Source organism: Jatrophihabitans fulvus (assembly GCF_054781375.1).
Window position 1 is genome coordinate 314,432 of record NZ_BAAGUN010000005.1, and the last position, 23,348, is coordinate 337,779.

19 protein-coding genes and 2 tRNA genes are annotated in these 23,348 nt (G+C 71.3%); 11 read left to right on the forward strand and 10 right to left on the reverse strand.

Going from position 1 to position 23,348, the window contains the following annotated elements; translation table 11 throughout:
• The first annotated feature begins 69 nt into the window (after positions 1-69).
• A complete protein-coding gene (locus ACYVP9_RS17680; protein WP_460606237.1) occupies positions 70-669 on the forward strand; it encodes a nitroreductase family protein in 600 nt (199 codons plus the stop codon).
• On the opposite strand, the gene ACYVP9_RS17685 is transcribed toward ACYVP9_RS17680, so the two are convergent.
• From ACYVP9_RS17685 to rpmH, 8 genes are all read right to left on the reverse strand, one after another.
• Positions 648-1,775: a ParB/RepB/Spo0J family partition protein gene (locus tag ACYVP9_RS17685; protein WP_460606238.1), complete on the reverse strand. Its 1,128-nt coding sequence runs from the start codon at positions 1,773-1,775 to the stop codon at positions 648-650. The genes ACYVP9_RS17680 and ACYVP9_RS17685 overlap by 22 nt on opposite strands.
• A 58-nt stretch (positions 1,776-1,833) precedes the next feature.
• Positions 1,834-2,799 carry a ParA family protein gene (locus ACYVP9_RS17690; RefSeq protein WP_460606239.1) on the reverse strand — a complete coding sequence of 322 codons (966 nt, stop codon included), beginning with the start codon at positions 2,797-2,799 and terminating at the stop codon, positions 1,834-1,836.
• 89 nt (positions 2,800-2,888) lie between these two features.
• The gene (gene rsmG, locus ACYVP9_RS17695; protein ID WP_460606240.1) at positions 2,889-3,554 is read right to left on the reverse strand and encodes a 16S rRNA (guanine(527)-N(7))-methyltransferase RsmG; all 666 of its coding nucleotides are present in this window, start codon (positions 3,552-3,554) and stop codon (positions 2,889-2,891) included.
• Positions 3,555-3,673: 119 nt separating this feature from the next.
• Entirely contained in the window at positions 3,674-4,246 is a 573-nt protein-coding gene (locus ACYVP9_RS17700; protein ID WP_460606241.1) for a Jag family protein, read from the reverse strand.
• A gap of 71 nt (positions 4,247-4,317) precedes the next feature.
• Entirely contained in the window at positions 4,318-5,442 is a 1,125-nt protein-coding gene (yidC, locus tag ACYVP9_RS17705; RefSeq protein WP_460606242.1) for a membrane protein insertase YidC, read from the reverse strand.
• A gap of 4 nt (positions 5,443-5,446) precedes the next feature.
• Positions 5,447-5,683 carry a membrane protein insertion efficiency factor YidD gene (gene yidD, locus ACYVP9_RS17710; RefSeq protein WP_460606288.1) on the reverse strand — a complete coding sequence of 79 codons (237 nt, stop codon included), beginning with the start codon at positions 5,681-5,683 and terminating at the stop codon, positions 5,447-5,449.
• Positions 5,684-5,760: 77 nt separating this feature from the next.
• The gene (rnpA, locus tag ACYVP9_RS17715; protein ID WP_460606243.1) at positions 5,761-6,135 is read right to left on the reverse strand and encodes a ribonuclease P protein component; all 375 of its coding nucleotides are present in this window, start codon (positions 6,133-6,135) and stop codon (positions 5,761-5,763) included.
• 57 nt (positions 6,136-6,192) lie between these two features.
• Complete coding sequence (rpmH, locus tag ACYVP9_RS17720; protein ID WP_460606244.1) at positions 6,193-6,330, reverse strand: large ribosomal subunit protein bL34; 138 nt, start codon at positions 6,328-6,330, stop codon at positions 6,193-6,195.
• A gap of 448 nt (positions 6,331-6,778) precedes the next feature.
• On the opposite strand from rpmH, the gene dnaA reads away from it, so the two are divergent.
• The 10 genes from dnaA to ACYVP9_RS17770 all read left to right on the forward strand — a co-directional run bounded on the left by dnaA (position 6,779) and on the right by ACYVP9_RS17770 (position 18,139).
• Positions 6,779-8,383 carry a chromosomal replication initiator protein DnaA gene (gene dnaA, locus ACYVP9_RS17725; RefSeq protein ID WP_460606245.1) on the forward strand — a complete coding sequence of 535 codons (1,605 nt, stop codon included), beginning with the start codon at positions 6,779-6,781 and terminating at the stop codon, positions 8,381-8,383.
• Between the two features lie 441 nt (positions 8,384-8,824).
• Positions 8,825-9,970, forward strand: coding sequence for a DNA polymerase III subunit beta (dnaN, locus tag ACYVP9_RS17730; RefSeq protein ID WP_460606246.1), 1,146 nt, complete (start codon positions 8,825-8,827; stop codon positions 9,968-9,970).
• 31 nt (positions 9,971-10,001) lie between these two features.
• A complete protein-coding gene (recF, locus tag ACYVP9_RS17735) occupies positions 10,002-11,171 on the forward strand; it encodes a DNA replication/repair protein RecF (RefSeq protein WP_460606247.1) in 1,170 nt (389 codons plus the stop codon).
• A 178-nt stretch (positions 11,172-11,349) separates the two neighbouring features.
• Positions 11,350-11,997: a DciA family protein gene (locus ACYVP9_RS17740; RefSeq protein WP_460606248.1), complete on the forward strand. Its 648-nt coding sequence runs from the start codon at positions 11,350-11,352 to the stop codon at positions 11,995-11,997.
• A 375-nt stretch (positions 11,998-12,372) separates the two neighbouring features.
• Positions 12,373-14,352, forward strand: coding sequence for a DNA topoisomerase (ATP-hydrolyzing) subunit B (gene gyrB, locus ACYVP9_RS17745; protein WP_460606289.1), 1,980 nt, complete (start codon positions 12,373-12,375; stop codon positions 14,350-14,352).
• A 177-nt stretch (positions 14,353-14,529) separates the two neighbouring features.
• The gene (gene gyrA, locus ACYVP9_RS17750; RefSeq protein ID WP_460606249.1) at positions 14,530-17,019 is read left to right on the forward strand and encodes a DNA gyrase subunit A; all 2,490 of its coding nucleotides are present in this window, start codon (positions 14,530-14,532) and stop codon (positions 17,017-17,019) included.
• Positions 17,020-17,041: 22 nt separating this feature from the next.
• Positions 17,042-17,698 carry a DUF3566 domain-containing protein gene (locus tag ACYVP9_RS17755; RefSeq protein ID WP_460606250.1) on the forward strand — a complete coding sequence of 219 codons (657 nt, stop codon included), beginning with the start codon at positions 17,042-17,044 and terminating at the stop codon, positions 17,696-17,698.
• Positions 17,699-17,796: 98 nt separating this feature from the next.
• A tRNA-Ile gene (locus ACYVP9_RS17760) sits at positions 17,797-17,870 on the forward strand.
• 54 nt (positions 17,871-17,924) lie between these two features.
• On the forward strand, positions 17,925-18,056 hold the full coding sequence (locus ACYVP9_RS17765) for a DLW-39 family protein (protein WP_460606251.1): 132 nt from the start codon (positions 17,925-17,927) through the stop codon (positions 18,054-18,056).
• Between the two features lie 10 nt (positions 18,057-18,066).
• A tRNA-Ala gene (locus ACYVP9_RS17770) sits at positions 18,067-18,139 on the forward strand.
• A gap of 125 nt (positions 18,140-18,264) precedes the next feature.
• On the opposite strand, the gene ACYVP9_RS17775 is transcribed toward ACYVP9_RS17770, so the two are convergent.
• Complete coding sequence (locus ACYVP9_RS17775; RefSeq protein ID WP_460606252.1) at positions 18,265-20,577, reverse strand: serine/threonine-protein kinase; 2,313 nt, start codon at positions 20,575-20,577, stop codon at positions 18,265-18,267.
• A 140-nt stretch (positions 20,578-20,717) separates the two neighbouring features.
• A complete protein-coding gene (locus ACYVP9_RS17780; protein ID WP_460606253.1) occupies positions 20,718-23,150 on the reverse strand; it encodes a serine/threonine-protein kinase in 2,433 nt (810 codons plus the stop codon).
• Positions 23,151-23,348: the final 198 nt, after the last annotated feature.

A 23,348-nucleotide genomic window follows, 5' to 3' on the forward strand; every position in this document is an offset into this window, starting at 1 on the left:
GCACGACGGCATTAGTGCGTTGGACAGTCCAACCGAGTCGTCGTCGGCGCGATGGGGCACGATCGACAGGTGGAGTTCGCAGAAGTGGTCCGCAAGCGGCGCATGGTGCGGTCATACGATCCGGACCGGATTGTCAAGCGCGACGTCGTCGAAATGCTCCTAAATCAGGCTATTCGGGCACCGTCGGCGGGCCATACCCAGGGGTGGGCGTTTCTTGTTCTCGATGACATAACGTCGCGGTCCCGCTTCTGGTCGGCGACCGCCGAGGGTCCGGCCGACCCGTGGCGCACTCGGATGCAGCAGGCGCCGGTGCTCGTGCTCTGCCTGTCCGACCGCGAGGCCTATCTCGAGCGCTATGCCGAACCCGACAAGGGGTGGGGCGACCGCGACGAAGCGCGCTGGCCGGTTCCCTACTGGCACGTCGACACCGGAATGGCTGCGATGATCCTCTTGCTCGGGATCACCGACGCCGGTCTCGCCGGCTGCTTCTTCGGTGTGCCTCCCGAGCGTGCGGCAGCGGTCCACGCTGCGTTCGCCATTCCCGATCGGCTCACGATCGTGGGTGTCGTCAGCATCGGGTACGCCGCACCCGACCGTCGCTCCCCCTCGTTACGGCGTAGGCGCCGTGGCCTCGACGAGGTCGTGAACTACGGCGCGTTCGGGTCCTGACGCCGGCGCTCGGACGAGAGCTGCGGCGCCATCAGCGCGACCAGGCGCTCGAGGTCGTCGATCGAGCCGAACTCAACGGTGATGCGGCCCTTGCGCCGACCCAGGTCGACCCGGACGCGGGTGTCGTAGAGGTCGGAGAGGTTGGCGGCGAGTTCGGTGACGCCCGGGGCCGAGAGCTTCGGACGGCTCACCCGCTTGGCCGGCACCTTCTGCTGCCGGGCGAGCTGCACCAGCTCCTCGGTGGCGCGGACGGACAGCCCCTCCGCGACGATGCGAGCGGCCAGCTCGTCCTGCGCGGACGGGTCGTCGAGGCTGAGCAGGGCCCGCGCATGGCCGGCCGAGAGGATGCCCGCGGCCACCCGGCGTTGCACCGGCACCGGCAGGTTGAGCAGCCGGATCGTGTTCGACACCTGCGGACGGCTGCGACCGATGCGCTGGGCCAGTTCGTCGTGCGTCGTGCCGAACTCCTCGAGCAGTTGCTGGTAGGCGGCGGCCTCCTCGAGCGGGTTCAGCTGCGCCCGGTGGATGTTCTCCAGCAGCGCGTCTCGCAGCATCGCGTCGTCCGATGTCGACCGGACGATGGCCGGGATGACATCGAGGCCGGCCGCGGTGGCCGCGCGCAGGCGCCGCTCCCCCATGATGAGTTCGAACTCGGTGGCGGTCGCCTCGTCGGCGCCGTCGGCGGGACGGACGACGACCGGCTGGAGCACCCCGAACTCGCGGATGGAGTGGGTGAGTTCGCCCAGCGCCTCCTCGTCGAACACCTGTCGGGGCTGCTTGGCGTTGGCCCGGACGCTGTCGATCGGCAGCTCGCGGAAGCTCGCACCCGGCACCGGCAACGGCGCGGTCGGGTCGTCCACCGCGTCGGATGCCCCTGCGTCGGGTGCCCCTGCGGCCGGTGCCTCGGACGTCGGTGCGTCGGTCGAGTCCGCAGGCTGCGTCGTCGGCGGCTGCGCGGTGTCGCGGTGATCCGCGTCGGCACCCGAGGGCAGCGATCCGGGCACGTCCGCCGGTGAGGCGGCGACGGTCTCGCGGGCCGGCGGTGCGGTGGGGATCAGCGAGCCGAGGCCGCGGCCCAGGCCTCCCCTGCGGTTCTTGTTGCTCACGGTGCCGGCTCCAGCAGGGTGTCGTCGTCGCGCGCTGCGCATGGGAACGGTGCGGTGCTCATTCTGACGGGTGCGGTTCGGACGCGTCCCCGGCGGTCGGTACGCCGGTGACGCCGCGCTCGGCGAGTTCCCGGGCCGCCTCGACGTAGCCGATCGCACCGCGCGAGCCCGCGTCGTAGGTGATGACGGTCTGCCCGAAGCCAGGTGCCTCCGACACCCGCACGTTGCGCGGGATGGTGGGCGTCAGCACGAGCGGCCCGAAGTGCGAGCGCACCTCGGCTGCGACCTGGTCGGCCAGCCGCGTCCGGCTGTCGTACATCGTCAGCAGCACGGTCGAGACGGCGAGATCCGGGTTGAGGTGCGAGGTGACCAGCTCGACGGTCTTGAGCAGCTGCGCGAGTCCCTCGAGCGCGTAGTACTCGCACTGGATGGGGATGAGCATCTCCCGTCCGGCGACCAGCGCGTTCAGGGTGAGCAGGCCCAGCGAGGGCGGGCAGTCGATGAGCACGTAGTCGATGTCGTGGTCGGCCAGGTAGGGCTCGAGCGCACGTCGTAGGCGGTACTCCCGCGCGACCTGGCTGGTGAGCTCGATGTCCGCGCCGGCGAGGTCGAGCGTGGCCGGCACGCAGAACAACGTCGGTGCGAACTCCGTCGGACGGGCGACCTCGGCGATCGTCTGGTCGTGCAGCAACACGTCGTAGATCGACGGGGTACCCACTCCGTGCTCGACGCCCAGGGCAGTGCTGGCGTTGCCCTGCGGGTCGAGGTCGATGACCAGGACGCGCAGCCCGTGCAGCGCCAGCGCCGCCGCCATGTTCACGGCGGTCGTGGTCTTGCCGACCCCGCCCTTCTGGTTGGCGACGGTCATCACGCGGGTCCCGGCGGGCGACGGCCAGCGCTCCTGACGGACGTTGAGGACGCGCACCGCCTGCCGGGCCTCGCGGGCGATGGGCGTGTCGAATTCCGTTTCACGTGAAACGCCGTCGCTGCCGTCCGTGCCCGGCTCGGTTTCACGTGGAACCACGGCTTCGCTCGAGCCGGGCGCCGTTTCACGTGAAACGGCTGCCTGCCCGTCGCGGGGTCCGTCCGGAACGGACTGCGCGTCCTGGTCGCTCAACGTCGTCCCCTTGTCCTCGCTCGCGGCGCCGCCTCGATGCGTTCGATGCGGATCACCCACGTGCGGTCGTCGCCTGCGCCGATGCTCACCACTCGGGGCGGGGACCCGCCCGCTCGGACCACGGCGCGCTCGTGTTCGGTTGCCTCGTCGGCCGCGCGCTCGCCCTTCAGGGCGAGTAGCACGCCGCCCGGTCGCAGCAACGGCAGACACCATCCCACCAGTCGATCGAGCGGGGCAACCGCGCGGGCCACGACCCAGTCGTTGTCCGCCCGGTCGCGGCGGATCCCGGCGTCGTCGGCGCGACCGCGCACGACCGACACCCGATCCGACAACCCGAGCTCCGTGACGGCGCGATCCAGGAAGCGGGTGCGCCGCGACATCGGCTCGAGCAGCACCGCCTTCAGGTCCGGGCGCCGCAACGCCATGGGCAGCCCCGGCAACCCGGCCCCGCTCCCGACGTCCACGAAGCATGCGCCGTGCGGAAGCAGGTCCGTCAGCAATGCACTGTTCGTCAGGTGCCGGTCCCAGAGCCGTGGCACCTCGCGCGGCCCGATGTGACCGTGCGCCACACCGTCCCCGGCGAGCAACGCCGCATAGCGAGCGGCGTCGGCCACGTGGTCGCCGAAGACCGCCAGCGCGGACGGCGACGGATCGGGTGGCACGACCGGCTCAGTAGCAGGTGGGACAACCGTGCCGGTCTCGCTCGCGCGTCCGGATCCGGCGCCGTTCCCGGCCGGTCCGGACGTCCCACCGTCGGGCGCGTCGCCGACGGCGTCGTCGGTCACCGCGCCGGCGTCACGACGACTCGCCGGTTCGGCTCCTCGCCCTCGGACTCGCTGGTCACGCCGTCGATAGCGGCGACCGCGTCGTGGACGACCTTGCGCTCGAACGGGTTCATCGGCGACAGCCGTGCCGGCTCGCCGGACTCGGCGACGCGAGCACTGGTGTCGGCCGCGAGCTTCTGCAACTCGTCACGGCGCTGCGCGCGGTGACCACCCACATCGAGCATCAAGCGGCTGCGCACCCCGGTCTGCTGCTGCACCGCGAGGCGCGTCAGCTCCTGCAGCGCGTCGAGCGTCTCGCCGCGCGGGCCGACCAGGCCGCGCAGGTCGGCACCGACGATGGCCACGGCCGCCCGACCGTTCTCGACGTCGAGGTCGATGTCGCCGTCGTAGTCGACGATGTCGAGCAGCCGCTCGAGGTAGTCGGCCGCGATGTCACCCTCCTGCACGAGCAGGTCCGAGCCCGAGGGTCCGTCCCCGGTCTCGCCGGCGGGCGTCCCGGTCGTCTCGTCGGTCGTCCCGTCGGTCGTCTCGTCGGTCACGGTGTCGGTCTGCACGTCGGTGTCGCTCACGGCAGCAGGTTCCTTTCGCCAGGTGTCATGCAACAAGGTCGGGGTGCGCCGCAGCGCAGGGGTGGTGCCGCTCAGCGCCGCTTCTTGGCCTGGGTCGGACGCTTGGACGGAGGCCGCTTGCCGCTGCCGCTGCGGGCCGGCTTCTGACCGGGTCGCGGCGTCGACGATCGCGTCGCCGCACTCCCGCCGCGGGCGGCGGTGGAGCCGGTGTCCTCGTCCGCGGCGTCGGCATCGTCAGCCTTGCCCAGGTCGACGGTCTTCGTTCCCGCCTTCGCCGGGCGCTGCGGACGCTGGCCCACCTTGGGGGCGAGCGTCTTGCCGAGCTGCCCGGCCGGGGCGGCGGGTGCGTCCTGCTCCGGTGGGTGGAACCTGATGATGTAGGCCTGCTGCGCCAGGGTCCAGGTGTTGCTGACGAACCAGTAGAGCAGCACGCCGAGGGGGAAATTGAACAGCAGGCCCGAGGCGAGGACGCCGAGCGGGATGATCCACAGCATCAGCCGCTGCACGGTGGCAGCGGTGCCCTCGGGGGTGGTGGTGGCGTTCGCCCGGGCGAGCAGCTGCGTGGCCAGGGTCGCGCCGGCGCTGATGAGCAGCAGCGGCAGGATGATGAACTTGGTGGTCGTCGCCGAGCCGTCGCCGCCGCCCAACAGTGCGGTGATCACCTTGTCGCTGTCGCGGAAGGCGCCGGCCAGCGGTGCACCGAACAGATCGGCCTTCGCTCCGTCACACGTCTGCTGCGGGGTGAAGGAGTAGAGCGACAGCAGGTCCGAGCTGCCGGGCTTGCCGCCCGGGCACAGACCCTTGTAGCCGTCGGCGATCTGCGTGTTCGCGAGGTGCCGGAGCGTGTGGTAGAGGCCGATGAACACGGGGATCTGCAGCAGCATCGGCAGGCAGCCGGAGAGCGGGTTGAACCCTTCCTCCTGCTGGAACTTCATCATCTGCCGGTTCATCTCCGCGCGGTCGTGCTTGTACTTCTCGCGGATCTTGGCCAGCTTCGGCTGCATCTTCTGCATGTTGCGCTGGTAGTGGATCTGCTTGACGAACAGCCGGAACAGCAGCAGGCGCGCCGTGATCACCAGGAAGACGATCGACAGCACCCAGCCGAGGCCACTGGCCTCGTCGAAGCCGAGCAGCACGAACAGGTCGTGCCAGCGCAGCAGCACCCACGACACTGCCGTGTACAAGAAGTCAAGCACTCAACTACTCCTGACTGTCTCCGCGCCGGCGCACCGGCACGGGGTCGAGACCGCCGCGGTGGAACGGGTGGCACCGCGACAGCCGCCGCACCGCCAGCCAGCCACCGCGGACGAGGCCGAATCGTTCGATCGCCTCGACGGCGTACGCGCTGCAGCTCGGCGTGAACCGGCACACCGGTGGGCGCAGCGGACTGATCGCCACACGGTAGCCGCGGATGGCCGCCAGCACGCCCCGGGTCAGCGGACCGCGCCGTCGTGAACCGACGGCGGGCAGGTCCGCCGGCGCCGTCGCGGCCGGGTCGGTCAGCACGGCGCCACTCACCGCGGGCTCGTGCGGGCCAGGCGGGACAGGGCCCGATCGAGGTCGCGACCGAGGGAGGTGGAGTCGGCGGCGGACGCGGGCGGCAGCGCCCGCACGACGGTCGAGCTCCCGGCGGGCAGCGCGTCGAGGCGGGCCGCCAGCTGGGCCCGCAACCGCCGCGACACGCGATGGCGCTCGACGCTGTTGCCGACGGCCTTGTTGACGACGAGACCGACCCGGGCCGGCGACGGCGACCCCGCGGCTTCGGAGCTCTCGGGCGAGCCGGGGACAAGATGGTGCAGCACGAGGACGCCCGAGCGGGCGCGGGCACCGTGACGTACCGCTGCGCCGAACTCGGACGAGCGGGTCATGCGATGGGCGCGGGGAAGCACAGCGTCACCGGTGCACAGGGCGGCGTGCGGACGGCCGGGTGAACCGGTCGCGGCACCTCAGGCCGACAGTTCGCGGCGTCCCTTGCGGCGACGCGCCGACACGATGGCGCGGCCGGCACGGGTGCGCATGCGCAGCCGGAAGCCGTGCGTCTTGGCGCGGCGGCGGTTGTTCGGCTGGAAGGTGCGCTTGCTCACGGTTCGGGCTCCAACTATCGGTCCTGCAGGGCACGGGACCGCGGACAGGGATGAACCACCTGTCGGCGGACGACACCGCCACGGTACGGATCGCCCGGCGATCAGGTCAAACCAGCCCCAGGGGCAACCGACGACCGTACGGTGGCCGCCCGGTGAACCCGCAGCGACACGCCGCTGCCTATTGTCGGCCCGCGAGCGCCGCTGTTAGGTTCCTGCCCCGTGTCGCCCGGAGGGGTGGCGCGGGTCCGGCACCGCGATCGCGGTGTCGGCACAGCTGTATTCACATCCTGTGGACAACGTTGTGGATGTCCGGGCGTGGACGCAGCGACCTGCCGGCCTGTGCCAAGCTCGACGGTCGGACGGACCCCACCGGGACCGTCCGCCGACCGGCTGGCAGACCCGCAGCACCGCAGCATCGCGTTACCGCGCGACCCTCGCGACACCTGGAGTGACCCGCAACGTGGACGACAGCGCCGAACTCCTGGACGTCTGGCACCGAGTGGGCCCCAAGTTCGACGACCCGTCGATCAAGCCTCAGCAGCGGGCCCTGATCCAGCTGACCCGTCCGCTCGGCATCCTGCAGGGCACCGCGGTCCTCGCCGCCCCGAACCTGTGGGTCAAGGACTTCCTCGAGACGCGGATGCAGTCGTTCATCGCGTCCGTGCTGAGCCAGGAGCTGGGACGCGACATCCGCGTCGCGGTGACCGTGGACGACTCCGCCACCGCCGATGCCGCCGACGGCCCCGGACCGGCGCCGCGCGACGGTCACGACCCGAACCGTGACGGCGGCCGCGACCTCCCCCGCGACCTCCCCCGCGACCTCCCCCGCGACCTGCATCGCGACGACGAGCGGGACGACGTCCGCGACACCTTCCGGGACGGCTACGACGACGCCCCGCCGGACAACCGGTACTCCGGCCCGGGCGGGCCCGCCAAGGCCGACGACCGTGACGCCCCCCGTCCGATCGAGTCGGCACCGACCTACCGGGCCCGGCACTCCACGGACGAGCGCGAGCGCGAGACGCGGCTGAACCCGAAGTACACCTTCGACACCTTCGTGATCGGCTCGAGCAACCGCTTCACCCACGCTGCCGCGGTCGCGGTGGGCGAGGCGCCGGCGCGCGCCTACAACCCGCTGTTCATCTACGGCGACTCCGGCCTGGGCAAGACGCACCTGCTGCACGCCATCGGCCACTACGCGCAGTGGTTGCAGCCGGGCCTGCGCACCCGGTACGTCTCGACCGAGGAATTCACGAACGACTTCATCAACTCGGTGCGCGACGACCGCATGCAGGCGTTCCAGAACCGGTACCGCTCGGTCGACCTGCTGCTGATCGACGACATCCAGTTCCTCGAGCGCGCCGAGCGCACGCAGGAGGAGTTCTTCCACACCTTCAACACGCTGCACAACCAGAACAAGCAGATCGTCATCAGTTCCGACAAGTCGCCCCGCCAGCTCAGTTCGCTCGAGGACCGGCTGCGCACGCGCTTCGAGTGGGGCCTGATCAGCGACGTGCAGGCGCCCGACCTCGAGACCCGCATCGCGATCCTGCGCAAGAAGGCCGCCCAGGAGGGCATGGACCCGCCGCCGGACGTGCTCGAGTACATCGCCACCCGCATCCACAGCAACATCCGCGAGCTCGAGGGCGCGCTCATCCGTGTCACGGCGTTCGCGAACCTCAACCGGCAGGTCGTCGACATCGCCCTGGCCGAGATGGTCCTCAAGGACCTCATCGCCGAGAACGACGCCCCCGAGATCACACCGGCGATGATCATGGCGGTGACCGCGGACTACTTCTCGATCAGCCTCGACGACCTCGTGGGCCTGTCGCGCAGCAAGGTCATCGTCGGCGCCCGCCAGATGGCCATGTACCTCTGCCGCGAGCTCACCGAGCTGTCGCTGCCCAAGGTCGGCGAGAAGTTCGGCAATCGCGACCACACGACCGTCATGCACGCCGAGCGCAAGATCCGGCGTGAGATGAAGGAGAAGCACGCGATCTACAACCAGATCACGGAGCTCACCAGCCGCATCAAGGTCCGGGCCCGCACGTGACCGTCGAGCCGGCGTCCGCAGCTTCCGTGCCACTCCACACCTGTGGGTCCAGTTGTGGATATCGCCGTGGGGTCGTGTGGACGTCGTCGTACGGTCGGCGGCCGTCCACCGCACGTCCTACGAGCGGAGGACAACCGACTGCCGGTCGTCCACAGGGCGCAGGTGGCCACGGGCTAGCGTTCACCGCACGCGACGGGACTTGTCCCCACCGTCCACAGCTGCGAAGACGACAGACGAGAATCTCAATCTCGAGGGGATGAACGACAGGAACTGAAGCCCGGTGAGATCTGGGGACAACCGCCGTCACCGAAGGCGCGTGGTACCCGTCACCCCGGGGCTGGTAACACATCTCCTCGACGACGGCACGGAGGGCCCCACTTCCGTCCGCGGCACGCACACCGGCACCATCGGCACACTCAGCACGCAGGGATTGGTGAATCAGTGAAGTTCCGGGTCGAACGCGACGTCCTGGCCGATGCGGTCACGTGGGCTGCGCGCAGCCTCGCCAGCCGTCCCACCCTGCCGGTGCTCGCCGGTCTGCTGCTGCGGGTCGACGACGACCAGCTCACGGTGTCCGGCTTCGACCTCGAAGCCTCGACCGAGGTCGAGCTCGAGGTGACCGGCGGCGAATCGGGCACCGCGCTGGTGTCCGGACGGCTGCTGGCCGACATCACCCGCGCGCTGCCGCCGCACCCGGTCGACGTCGTCCTGGACGGGTCCCGGTTGACGATCGCCTGTGGTTCGGCGCGCTTCAGCCTGCCGGGCATGCCCGTCGACGACTACCCGAAGCTGCCGGTGATGCCGACGACCGCCGGCACCGTGCCGGGCCCGGAGTTCGCCGCGGCCGTCGCCCAGGTCGCCATCGCCGCCGGTCGCGACGACACCCTGCCGATGCTGACGGGCGTCCGGCTCGAGATCGACGGCGACCGGCTGACCCTGGCGGCCACCGACCGCTACCGCCTCGCGGTGCGCGAACTCGGCTGGAACCCGGGCGACCCCTCGGCGGCGAGCGCTCAGGTGCTCGTTCCCGCCCGCACCCTCGCCGACGCGGCGAAGAGCCTGGCGCACAGCGACGAACTCACGATCTCGCTGTCGGCCGGCGGCAGCGGCGAGGGCATCATCGGTTTCTCCGGCACCACCAACGGCCGGGCCAGCCGCGCGACCACCCGCCTGCTGGACGCCACGTTCCCGGCCTACCGGTCGCTGCTGCCGAACGAGTGGGCCTCGAGCGCCGAGCTCGCGGTCGGCCCGCTGGTCGAAGCCGTTCGGCGCGTCGCGCTGGTCACCGACCGCACGGCGCCGGTGCGGCTGGAGTTCGCCGATTCCGCGGTGTCGCTGACCGCCGGCGGTGACGACGAGGGCCGCGCCGAGGAACAGCTCGAGGTGTCCTACGACGGCGACGGCATCACCACGGCGTTCAACCCGCAGTTCCTGCTCGACGGCCTGGGCGCGCTGTCGAGCTCGACCGCCCGCATGCTGTTCACGTCGCCGACCAAGCCGGTGGTGCTCAAGCCCGCGGGCGAGGCCGCCGCGGACACCGAGTCCGACTACACGTACCTGATTATGCCGGTGCGGCTGCCGGGCTGACCGGCCCCGCCGCCCGCTCCGCATCCGCACCGTGCACGTCCGCCATCTCGCCGTCGCCGACTACCGCAGCTGGGTCAGTGCCGATCTCGAGCTGCCGGCCGGTCCGGTCGTCCTCGTCGGGGCCAACGGACAGGGCAAGACGAACCTGGTCGAGGCCCTCGGATACCTGGCCACCCTCGGCAGTCACCGCGTCTCGTCCGACGCACCGCTCGTGCGCGCCGGCCAGGAGCGGGCCCTGGTGCGCGCGGCCGTGGTCGCCGACGACCGCGAGCTGCGCGTCGAGGTCGAGATCAACGCCGCCCGCGCGAACCGGGCTCGCCTGAACGGGTCCCCCGTGACCCGCACCCGCGACATCCTCGGCGTGCTGCGGACGGTGGTCTTCGCTCCCGAGGACCTCGCGATCGTGCGCGGCGACCCCGGGGAGCGGCGACGCTTCCTGGACGAGCTCGCCACCGCGCGATCGCCGCGCCTCGCCGCGGTGCGAGCCGACTACGAGCGCACCCTCAAGCAGCGCGCCGCGCTGCTGAAGTCGGCCGGCGGACGCTCGCGCGGGGCCACCCGCGACCTGCCCACGCTCGACGTCTGGGACGGGCATCTCGCCGAGCACGGCGCCGAGCTGCTGCGGGCCCGGCTGTCGACCCTGGCCGCGCTGCGTCCGCACGCCGCGGCCGCCTACGCGGCGGTCGCGCCCAGCAGTGCCGCGCTCGCCGGCCGGTACTCCAGTTCGCTGAGTGCCGACCTGCCCGGGCTGGGCGATGCCGGCCCCGACGACGTCCCCGACACGCCGACGCTGCGCGACGCGTTGCTCGCCGGCCTCGCGCAGGCGCGGACGGCGGAGTTGGATCGTGGCGTGAACCTCGTCGGCCCCCACCGCGACGACGTCGAGCTGCTGCTCGGCGAGCTGCCGGTGCGCGGTTACGCCAGTCACGGCGAGGGATGGTCGAGCGCTCTCGCGCTGCGGCTCGGCAGCTACGAGTTGCTGCGCGCCGACGCCCTGCCCGGCGGTGACCCGGTACTCGTGCTCGACGACGTCTTCGCCGAGCTCGACACCGACCGGCGCGAGCAGCTGGCCGTCGTGGCCGCACGCGCCGAGCAGGCGGTGCTCACGGCAGCCGTGGCCGGCGACGTGCCGCCGCAGCTCGCCGAGGCGGGTGCCGCACGCTTCGACGTCGCGGACGGACGGGTGCACCGTGCCGCGTGATCCGCGGCGCGACGCGTCCGACGTGTCAGCAGCGGACGTGACCCAGGTCCCACGGTTGTCCACAGGAGACGGTGGACAACCGGCCCCGGCTGTGGACACAACCGACCGAGGTCCCGGGTCACGGGCTGCCAATGTGTCACACGCCACCCAAATCGGGCATCAGCCTGTGGACAAAGCGGTGGACGAACGCCCCGATGCTGTGAGCCACGCCGACGTCCGCGATCCCGACGGCGGCACGAGCGGCGACACGAGCGGCGACGACGGCGGCCGCGGAGAGACCGATCCCGCCGCGGTCGACGGGGAGACCGACCTCGCCCGCTCGGTGCTCGACGCGGTACGGGCGAGTTCGCGGCGCCGCGGGCCCGGCCGCTCGGCGCGCTCCCGCACCCGCCGCGAGAACCTGTCCGGCCGCGCCTCGCCCACCGGCCGCAACCGGGGCGGCTACTCCGGCCCCGGGCCCGACCCCGAGCGCGATCCGCAGCCGATCGGCGCCCTCGTCCCGGGACTCGTCTCCGACCAGGGCTGGGAACGACCGCTCGCGGACGCCCGTGTGTTCTCCGACTGGGAGCACCTCGTCGGCGCCGACATCGCGGCGCACGCCCACCCGCAGTCGCTGCACGCCGGCGAGCTGCGCATCGCGGCCGAGTCGACGGCGTGGGCGACCCAGTTGCGGTTGCTGTCCTCGCGCCTGCTCGCGCGGCTGGTGGCCGAACTCGGCCCCGACACGGTCACGAAACTGATCATCACCGGTCCGGCGGCACCGAGCTGGCGCCACGGCAACCGCACCGTGCGCGGTCACCGCGGCCCGCGCGACACGTACGGCTGAGCGGCCCGCCGCACGGCAACGTTCGTCCGTGAATCCCCAGACGTGCCCTTGAGGGTTGACAACGCGCGCTGATGTGGGCTCCCCCGCGCCAGGGGCTCGAATCGCTCAGTGGCGCTCTCAGCGCGCGTGGCGGGCCGTTTCGTCGGCGTGGGGGACTAGACTGGGATCCGACAATCCTCGGGGTGCGCGCTGCGACTCGCGTCGCCGTCCGCCCCGGGTTCGTGAGACGCGGGCAGCTGCCGCCCGCGAGAAGGGCAAGGTCCCTTGACCTCCGCTGCCGACCCGCAGAACCCGACGGCCCCGACGGCTGCTCCAGCCGCGACGGCCCCGGCCCGCAAGTCCACCAAGGGCGCACCCGCGTACACCGGAAGCTCGATCACGGTCCTCGAGGGCCTCGAGGCGGTGCGCAAGCGTCCTGGCATGTACATCGGTTCCACCTCGGCGCGGGGCCTGCACCACCTGGTGTGGGAGGTCGTCGACAACTCCGTCGACGAGGCCCTCGGTGGCCACGCCGACCGCATCGAGGTCACGTTGCTGGCCGACGGCGGCGTCCGGGTCAAGGACAACGGCCGCGGCATGCCCGTCGACATGCACCCGACCCAGAAGAAGCCGGCGGTCGAGGTCATCCTCACCGTCCTGCACGCGGGCGGAAAGTTCGACGGCAAGGCCTACGCCGTCTCCGGTGGTCTGCACGGCGTCGGCGTCTCGGTCGTCAACGCGCTGTCGCACCGCCTCGAGGTCGAGATCGAGCGCGACGGCTTCGTCTGGTCGCAGCCCTACGTCGACCAGAAGCCGGCCGAGCCGCTGAAGAAGGGTGCCGCCAGCACGAAGCACGGCACCACGGTCACGTTCTGGGCCGACCCGGCGATCTTCGAGACCACCGACTACGACTTCGAGACGATCCGGCGCCGCATCCAGGAGTACGCCTTCCTGAACAAGGGCCTGACGATCGTGCTGCGCGACGAGCGCGTCGAGAAGATCGTCGAGGAGGACGACTCCCAGATCGCCGCCGGTGGCGAGGCCAAGGCCGCCAAGCCGAAGCAGGCCCGCGAGCTCACCTACTGCTACAAGGAGGGCATCGCCGACTTCGTCCGGCACATCAACCGGACGAGCGACAAGGAGCCGATCCACAAGGACGTCGTCTACTTCTCCGAGGAGGACAAGGAGAAGGCGATGTCGATCGAGATCGCGATGCAGTGGAACAAGTCGTTCGCCGAGAGCGTGCACACGTTCGCCAACACGATCGCGACCATCGAGGGCGGCACGCACGAGGAGGGCTTCCGCGCCGCGCTCACCGGCGTGGTCAACGCCTGGGCCATCGACAAGAAGATGATCAAGGACAGCAAGGACGACCGGCTCACGGGTGACGACATCCGCGAGGGCCTGGCCGCGATCATCTCGATCAAGCTCGGCGAACCGCAGTTCGAGGGTCAGACCAAGACGAAGCTCGGCAACTCGTCGGCCAAGACGTTCGTGCAGCAGGCGAGCCGCGTGTGGCTGGAGGACTGGTTCAACCGCAACCCGTCCGAGGCCAAGACCATCGTCACGAAGATGACCCAGGCCGCGCGGGCCCGCAAGGCTGCGCAGCAGGCGCGCAAGTTGGCGCGCAAGAACGCGCTCGACACCTTCGGCATGCCGGGCAAGCTCGCCGACTGCCGCTCCACCGACCCCGGCGAGAGCGAGCTCTACATCGTCGAGGGCGACTCCGCCGGCGGGTCGGCCAAGTCGTGCCGCGACTCGCAGTTCCAGGCGATCCTGCCCATCCGCGGCAAGATCATCAACGTCGAGAAGTCGCGCATCGACCGGGTGCTCAAGAACAACGAGGTCCAGTCGCTCATCACCGCGCTGGGCACCGGCATCCATGACGACTTCGACATCACCAAGCTGCGCTATCACAAGATCGTCCTGATGGCGGACGCCGACGTCGACGGCCAGCACATCACGACGCTGTTGCTCACGCTGCTGTTCCGTTTCATGCGGCCGCTCATCGAGAACGGCCACGTCTACCTCGCCGCGCCGCCGCTCTACAAGGTCAAGTGGACGAAGGGCGAGCCGGGTTACGCGTACTCCGACCGGGAGCGCGACGCCCTTATCAAGGACGGCCAGGAGCACGGCCGCAAGCTGCCCAAGGACGAGACCGAGCGCATCCAGCGCTACAAGGGTCTGGGTGAGATGAACGCCAAGGAGCTGTGGGAGACGACCATGGACCCGGCCAACCGGATCCTGCGCCTCGTCACGCTCGACGACGCCGCCACCGCCGACGAACTCTTCAGCGTCCTCATGGGCGAGGACGTCGAGGCGCGGCGGTCGTTCATCATCCGCAACGCCAAGGACGTGCGGTTCCTTGACATCTGATCCGGCTCTGGCCGGACGGGCCTCGTCGTTCGCAACCACCCCTCGCTTCGCTCGGGGGGCCAGTCCCATCCACGCTCACGACGAGGCCCGTCCGGCCGCCGCCTCCGCTGTGGTCACCTCTGATTGCGCTGCGGACGCCGTCGTCAGCGCGCGACTCGAATGGAAGATGGCTAGCCGATGACCGACACCACCGAACCGCCCGGCACTCCTTATGACCGGGTCGAGCCGGTCGACATCCAGACGGAGATGCAGCGCAGCTACATCGACTATGCGATGTCGGTGATCGTGGGCCGTGCGCTGCCCGATGTGCGGGACGGTCTCAAGCCGGTGCACCGCAAGATCCTGTACGGGATGTACGACTCGGGGTTCCGTCCCGACCGCGGGTACGTGAAGTGCGGGCGCGTCGTCGGCGACGTGATGGGCAACTACCACCCGCACGGTGACTCCGCGCTCTACGACGCGTTGGTGCGCATGGCGCAGCCGTGGTCGCTGCGCTACCCGCTGATCGACCCGCAGGGCAACTTCGGCTCACCGGGCAACGACCCGGCCGCGGCGTACCGGTACACCGAGTGCCGGTTGCAGCAGCTCGCGATGGCGATGCTCCAGGACATCGACGAGGAGACCGTCGACTTCGTCCCCAACTACGCCGGCAACACGACCGAGCCGACGATCCTGCCGGCGCGCTACCCGAACCTGCTGGTGAACGGGTCCGAGGGCATCGCGGTCGGCATGGCCACCCGCATCCCGCCGCACAACCTGCGCGAGGTCGCGGCGGGCGTCGCGTACGCGCTCGACCACCCGGACGCGTCCGACACCGAGCTGCTCGAGAAGCTCATCGAGCTGATCCCCGGTCCCGACTTCCCGACCCGGGCGCTGATCGTCGGCCGCGACGGCATCGAGGACGCCTACCGCACCGGCCGCGGCTCGATCCGCATGCGGGCGGTCGTCGAGGTCGAGGAAGACGAGAAGCGCGGCGGCGGCACCCAGCTGGTCGTGACCGAGCTGCCGTACCAGGTCAACCCCGACAACCTCGTCGACTCGATCGCGCAGCTCGTGAAGGACGGCAAGCTCGCCGGCATCCGGGCGATCGAGAACCACAGCTCCGACCGCATCGGCATGCGCCTCGTCATCAAGCTCTCCCGCGACGGCGTCGCCAAGGTCGTGCTCAACAACCTCTACAAGCACACCCAGCTGCAGACGACGTTCGGCGCGAACATGCTCGCGATCGTCGACGGCGTGCCCCGCACGCTGCGCATCGACCAGTTCGTCACGCACTACGTCGAGCACCAGGTCGAGGTCATCGTCCGGCGCACCCGCTACCGGTTGCGCAAGGCCGAGGAGCGGGCGCACATCCTGCGCGCTCTGCTCAAGGCCCTCGACCAGCTCGACGCGGTCATCGCCCTCATCCGCAGTGCGCCGTCGGCCGACGAGGCCCGCGGCGGGCTGATGCAGCTGCTCGAGATCGACGAGATCCAGGCCGTTGCGATCCTCGACCTGCAGCTGCGCCGGCTGGCCGCCCTCGAGCGGCAGCGCATCATCGACGAGGCCGCCGAGATCGAAGCGCGGATCGCCGACCTGAACGACATCCTGGCCAAGCCGGGCCGGCAGCGGCAGATCATCCGCGACGAGATGAACGAGATCGTCGAGAAGTACGGCGACGAACGTCGGACGAAGATCATCCCCCACGACGGCGACGTGTCCATGGAGGACCTCATCGCCCGGGAGGACGTCGTCGTCACGATCACCCGTACCGGGTACGCGAAGCGGACGAAGACCGACCTCTACCGCTCGCAGAAGCGGGGCGGCAAGGGGGTGCAGGGTGCGGCCCTGCGCCAGGAGGACATCGTCCAGCACTTCTTCGTCACCTCGACGCACGACTGGATCCTGTTCTTCACCAACAAGGGCCGGGTCTACCGCGCGAAGGCGTACGAGCTGCCCGAGGCGAACCGCAACGCGCGCGGCCAGCACGTCGCGAATCTGCTCGCGTTCCAGCCGGACGAGCAGATCGCCGAGGTGATCACGCTCAAGAACTACGAGGTCGCCCCGTACCTCGTGCTCGCCACCAAGCACGGCCTGGTCAAGAAGACCAAGCTCAGCGACTTCGACACCAACCGCTCCGGCGGCGTCATCGCCATCAACCTGCGCGAGGACGACGAGCTCATCGACGCCGCGCTCATCTCCGCCGACCAGGACCTGCTGCTCGTGAGCCGCAAGGCCATGTCGATCCGGTTCACCGCCGACGACGACACGCTGCGGCCCATGGGCCGGGCCACGTCGGGCGTGTTCGGGATGCGGTTCAACGACGGTGACGAGCTTCTCGCCATGGAGGTCGTGCACGACGAGAACGCCGAAATCTTGGTCGCCACTGAGGGCGGGTACGCCAAGCGGACGCGCATCGAGGAGTATCCCGTCCAAGGCCGCGGGGGCAAGGGCGTGCTGACCGCGCGTATCGTGTCCACCCGAGGGGGGCTCGTCGGCGCTGTCGCCGTGGGCCCGAAGGACGAGATCTACGCCATCACCTCCGATGGCGTGGTGATCCGCACGAAGGCGTCCGAGGTGCGTCGCGCACAGCGACAGACCATGGGCGTCCGCTTGATGAACCTGCCCGACGGCGTGAACGTCGTTGCCGTCGCCCGCAACGCGGACGAGCCGGACGGGCAGGAGTAATCGCCGAAGGGACGCTCACGACATGACGCACTCGCCCCAGACCGGGCAGACGGCGCCACGCTCGAACGGCTACGCCTCCAGCGACACCGCGGCAGGGTCGTCCGGGTCATGGTCCGGCAACGGCCGCTCCGGCGGACCCGTCGCCCACGACCCGGCGTTCGGCGGCCCGGTGCAGGCCGACGCGCCCACCGGCACCATGCCGGCGCTGGCGACCGGCACCGCGGTGAGCGGCTCGCGGGCCGACGCCCCGACCACGTCGACCCCGTCCGCGGGGACCTCGTCCGCGTCGGGCAAGTCGTCGCAGGGCGGGGGCCGTTCGCGCAACCGCGGTCCGCGGCGGGCCCGGCTGCAGCTGCGCCACATCAATCCGTGGACGGTCCTGAAGTTCTCGTGCGTGCTGTCGATCGCGCTGTTCTTCGTCTGGCTGATCACGGTCGGCGTGCTGTACGGCGTCCTCGACGCCGCCGGCATCGTCGGCAAGGTCAACGACGTGCTGGCCACGCTGAACGGCGACGGGTCGGCCTTCCAGCTGACACCGGGCCTGATCTTCGGCGGCGCCGCGGTCATCGGCGTCGTGAACATCGTCCTGTTCATTGCCCTGACGACGGTCGGCTCGATCGTCTACAACCTCTGCGCCGACCTGGTCGGCGGTATCGAGGTCACGCTGTCCGAACGGTAGTACCGGCACGCCGGGGCCCCGCCCGCCGTCGCGCGCGGCAGGGGGTATCCGGTGTGCACGACGCAGGACCGAGCGGATAAGCTCGATCCTCGTCACGCGGGCCTGTAGCTCAGGCGGTTAGAGCGTTCCCCTGATAAGGGAGAGGTCGGAGGTTCAAGTCCTCCCAGGCCCACCGCGTCCCGGTGCCTCACAGGCGCCGGCGGCTCGACGGCGGTACCGTCGAGCCGTGCATCTCACCAAGCCGCTCCTGCTCGTCGCCGCCGCGGCTGCTGCCGCGGCCGCTGCCGTGCGGAGGCGACAGGCACAGACGCACACCGAGGCCCTCTGGCGTGAGGCGACTGCCGACGCCTCACGCTGAGGTCCACCCCGGGGACGTAGCTCAATTGGCAGAGCACCGCCTTTGCAAGGCGGGGGTTAGGGGTTCGATTCCCCTCGTCTCCACGCGTGAGTGAGCCGAGTGATGCCGAGCTTGCTCGAGCATCCGAGGCGATTGAACGCGTCGCAGGCGCGCAGCGCCGAACACAGATGATTGAGCCGAGCGACGCCGAGCCTGCCCGACCTCCCGGTCAGCTCCGTCGACCGAAGCGCTTCTCCGCCCGCCACTCCGTGCCCGACCAGGCCCACTGCACGCCCACGCGGTTCTCCGTCGTCTCGCACGCCGCCACCGGCAACGACCTCGAGCAGCGCTGTGTGGTGAGCACCCCGCCGGCCAGGCTCACCGTGCGGAAGATCGTCGAGGTGGGGGCGCCGGTGCGCAGGACCGATCCGGTGGCGCCCACGAGTCCGACCGGGCCCCAGTCACCGTCCGCCGACCGGGTGTAGACCAGCGTGCCGAGCCGTCCCTTCGTGAGGATGCCGCCGAAGGTGAACGTCGAGTGCTGCATGCCCTTCAGCGGCTGCAGCGCGCTGCCGCTCAACGTGTAGGTGTCCAGGCCGGTGCCGGGGACGTAGGGGAAGTTGTCGTATCCGCTGTAGGACAGGCCCTGCGCGTCGGCCGTCCAGAACTCCAACCGGCCCAGCTCGCCGGACGGCTCCCCGGCGATGATCATGGTTTCGCTGCCGCCGGGAAGGAACGACGTCGTCCGGTCGCCCGTGCCGACGAAGCGGCTCAGCAGGGTGTCGACCTGTCCCGGGTCGAGGGTGACCTGCGACTTCGCCGGGGTCGCCGCCGACCCGGTCGCGCCGGACGTCCGGGTGAAGTCGCCGGTGCACCCCGGCGGCACGAGATCGGGGAACGTCGCGGCGCCCCACACGTCCGAGCGCAGGGTGTCGGCGGTGACCTTGGCGTCGCTGGCGTTGAACCGCACGACGTAGGTCGGCAGCGCACACGTCACGGTGTCGATGGAGACCGGGTCGTCGAGGGTGCGCGGCGGCGGTGTCACGAGCGTCAGACCGCGCGCCACACCGTTCTGACCCCAGGCCTGCGCGGTGTAGCCGTCGGTGCGCAGTTCGTCGCGCAGGTAGGCGGTGACCTGCTCGGCGGTGCCGAAACGTCCGACGAAGAACGTGTTCGTGCCCTGTGGCTTGGCGCATCGGACCGCCTCGATCAGGCCGGCCGGGTCGTCGCTCGTCCGCGGGCCGAGCCTGCACGTCGCACCCTGGAAGGAGCTGGCGGTATCACCGTCGCGGGTGCCGAGCAGAGCCGAGAAGGACGCGAAGTGCGCCCAGCTCACGGACGTCCCGCTGCCGGTGACCAATCCGCTCGAACCCGGCGACGGGCGGCCGCTCGTGAGTCCGGAGCGGGACGGGCCGGCGCTGGGCGACCCGTCGTCCGGCAGCACGACGACCAGCAGCACCGCCAGCGCCAGTGCGAGCACGGCACCGACGGCCAGCGCGACCCGCAGGCCGCGTCCGCGGCGGGGAGGGGAGGGTGGCGGAGGCGGCGGGGCCGTCCAGGGCGCGGAGTACGGGTCGCCGATGCCCGGCGACGGGGGCCGGGCGACGGTCGGCGGTGCGGCCATCGGTCGTGAGCTGGGGCCCGGGTGCGTGACCGGCACCGGCGGCCCGCCGTACGCCGGACCCGTCGTGGCGGCGCGAGCGGCGTCGGTGGCTGCGCGGGCGAACGCGCCCGCGCTGGGGTACCGGTCGTCGGGACGCTTGGCCATCGCGGTGCGCACGACGGCGTCGAGCTCGGGCGGGCAACCCGGTACCTCGGGCACGATGCTCGGCACCGGCTGGGTGACGTGTCCGGTGAGGACGGCGTAGATGTCGCCGTCCCAGGGCCGGCGGCCGGTGACCAGTTCGAACAGCACGCAGCCGAGCGCGTACACGTCGGCGCGCGGGTCGCCGGGTTCGCCGCGGATGCGTTCGGGCGCGAGGTACGCCGCGGTGCCGAAAGCGCTGCTGGAGGTCGTGACGGCGCTGCCGTCCGTGCCGATCGGACGGGCGATGCCGAAGTCGACGAGGTACGCGAAGGGCCGTCCGCCGGGCACGCCGGTGAGCAGCACGTTCGAGGGCTTCACGTCGCGGTGGACGAGACCGCGCTGGTGCGCGGCGTCCAACGCCGACGCGACCTGGTCGACGATGTCGAGCGCCTCGTGCAGGGGCAGTCGACCGCGCCGCTTCAGGTGTGCGGCGAGGTCGTCGCCCTCGACGAGGCGCATGTCGAGGAACAGCCGTCCCTCGATCGAGCCGAAGTCGTGGATCGGAATGATGTGCGGGTCCGCCAGCTGCGCCGCCACCTGCGACTCGCGCTCGAAGCGGGTCTGGAACGTGCTGTCGGTGGCCAGCGCCCCCGACAGCAACTTGACCGCGACCTCCCGCCGCCGGACGGTGTCGTACGCGCGGTAGACCTCACCCATTCCTCCCCGGCCGAGCAGCGCGCGCAGCTCGTACCGTCCGAACCGGCGCGGCAGCAGGTCGGGGTCGGGCTGTGACACCGGCCCGGGGTCGGGCTGTGACACCGGCCCGGGGTCGGGCTGTGACACCGGCCCGGGGTCGGGCTGTGACACCGGCCCGGTGCCGGGCGGCGCGACGGGCCCGGTCGCGGGCTCGTCGTCCCCCGGGGGCGGGATCGTGCTCAGCGCGACGGCCCTTCGCGGCGGGCCAGCGCGAAGTCGGACCCCGTCCAGCGCCAGTACTTCACGATCTGGTTGCCGGGTCTGCCGCACTCGGCGATCGCGGCCCGTTCGGAGCAGTCGGTGGTGACGAGCTGCCCACCCGACAACCCGAAGTCGTACGCCAGCCCGATGCGGTTGTCGCCGACCGGCTCGCCGGACGGAGCCAGGTTGCCGTTCGACTCGGCCTTCACCACACCCCACCCGGCCTGCGGGCTGTAGGCGAACGCCACCGCGTTGCCCGAGCTGTCGCCGCTGAAGACGCCCTTCACGACGAACGTCGCGTGCGACATGCCGGTGAGCAGGGCCGCGGACGTGACCGACGCGTCGGGCGACGCTCCCAACGACGTGTCGTACGGGTACCTGCTGGCGCCGACGCGGACCAGCCCGCTGCGTCCGGACGTGTAGAAGGTGATCGCGCCCTTCTGGTCGTAGGCGGCGAGGTCCGAACCGCCCCTGATCGGGACCGACGACACCTGCACGCCGGCACCGGTGCCGCGCAGCAGGGCCTCGGCCGCGGCACCGGTCAGCGGCGCCGTGGTCTTCGCCTGCGCGCTGCCCTGCAGGGCGGGGCCGCTGGAGCCGGAGAAGTCGGACGAGCACGCCGGAGGGACGGCGTCGGGGAACGCCGCGTCGCGCCACAGGCCGGCGACGTCGGCGGCGGACGGACCGGCCAGGCCGTTGCCGAAGCGGACGAGGTACGTCGGCAACCCGCAGACGGTGCTGACGACGTCGGCGGCGGCGCCTTGGGGGGCGGTGTAGGTCAGGCCGCGCGGGCTGTCGCTGCCCGAGACCGCCCAGCTGGTGAGCGCGTAGCGCCGTTGCGCCAGTGCTCGTACCCGCGCCTGCGCGAGCTCCGCGGTCCGGTAGCGCGACAGCCCGAAGGTGGTGGTGCTGCCGGGAAGCGTGCACTTGATCGCGCTGACGTACCCCACCGTCGCAGCGTCACCGGGGACGAACAGCCGGCAGTCGGCTTTGCCGTAGGCGTGTCCGGTGTCGCCGTCGCTCGTGCCGACGAGCTGCGAGAACGACCGGTAGTCGGCCCAGTCGGCGGTGGTCCCGGTGCCGGTGTGCAGGCTGGTCGACGCACCGTCGCTCGGGAAGTCGCCGCCCTGGGAGCCGGTCGTCCGGACGGAGGACGAGGGGTTCGGGCCGGCGCTGGGCGAGTCGTCGCCGCCGAGCGAGAGGGCGGCGACGACAGCGGCGACGACGACGGCGACCGCCACGGCCGCGGCGACGGCGAAGCCGCGCTTGCGCCGTCCGGACCGGCTGCCGGTGTCGGGCCGCAGCGGCAGCGGTGCCGGAGTCGACCGGTGCTCGGTCGCCGGGCCGAACAGCGGTCGGGACGGCGGTGCCGGACGCGGGTCCACACCGGCGGCGTGGCCGGCTCGGGTGGGCGGCTCGACGTCAGGCCCGGCGTCGGCCGGGGCCGGCGCGGTCCGGGGCGGGACGCTTCCCGGCCGGCGTCCCGGGATCTCGAGCGGCGGCACCGGGGTGGGCTCGTTGCGCGGGGGCTGCGGCACGGGCGGTGGTGCGAGCGGCACGGCCGCCACCCGCAGCGCGGTGCGCAGGTCCCGGACGAACTCGCCCGCCGTGGGATAGCGCTGGTCGGGGTCCTTGGCCATCCCCCGCCGGACGGCGGCGTCGAGCCCGGGCGGGCAGCCGGGCAGTTCCTGCAGCAGGCTCGGCGGCGGCTGGTTCACGTGGCCGTACATGATCGCGAACAACTCGCCCTCGAACGGCTTGCGGCCGGTGAGCAGCTCGTAGGTCATGCACGCCAGGGCGTAGACGTCGACCCGCCGGTCGCCGACCTGACCGCCGATGCGCTCGGGCGCGAGATAGGCGGCCGTGCCGAGCGTCGTGGTGGTCGAGGTGAGCTGGGTGCCCTCGGACGACGTGGCCCGGGCGATGCCGAAGTCGACGAGGTAGGCGAACGGGGTGTCGTCGGCGTCGGTCCGTCCGGTGCCGCCGAAACCGGTCAGCAGGACGTTCGAAGGCTTGACGTCGCGGTGGATCAAGCCGCTCTCGTGCGCGGCGTCGAGCGCCGACGCGACCTGGCCGAGGATGCCGACGGCGAGATCGGCCGGCAGCCGTCCGCGGTCGGCGAGCAGGTCGGACAGGTCCTTGCCGCGGACGAGCCGCATGTCGAGGAACAGCCGTCCGTCGATCTCGCCGAAGTCGTGGATGGGGATGATGTGCGGATCGGACAGCCGTGCCGCGATGCGGGCCTCGCGCCGGAAGCGCGTCGTGAACGACTCGTCGCCGGCGAGGTGGGCCGGCAGCAGCTTGAGGGCGACCTCCCGGTCGCGGACGGTGTCGTACGCGCGGTGGACCTCGCCCATGCCACCGCGCCCGATCAGGCCGCGCAGCTCGTAGCGGCCGAAGGTCTCGGGCACGGTGCTGCTCCCTGTCACGGGTCCGGGTCGTCGGGTTCGTCGGTCGGTGCGCGGGGGTGCGCCCATGGTCGCACGCACCGCCCGGGCCGCGCCGGGAAGCGCTCCCCGTCGGCAACTCGTCCGCCGGGATCCCGAACGTCCCGAAAGGTCCGAAAGAAAGGGCCTTCCGGAACCCTGAGAGTTGGATAACCTCCGCGC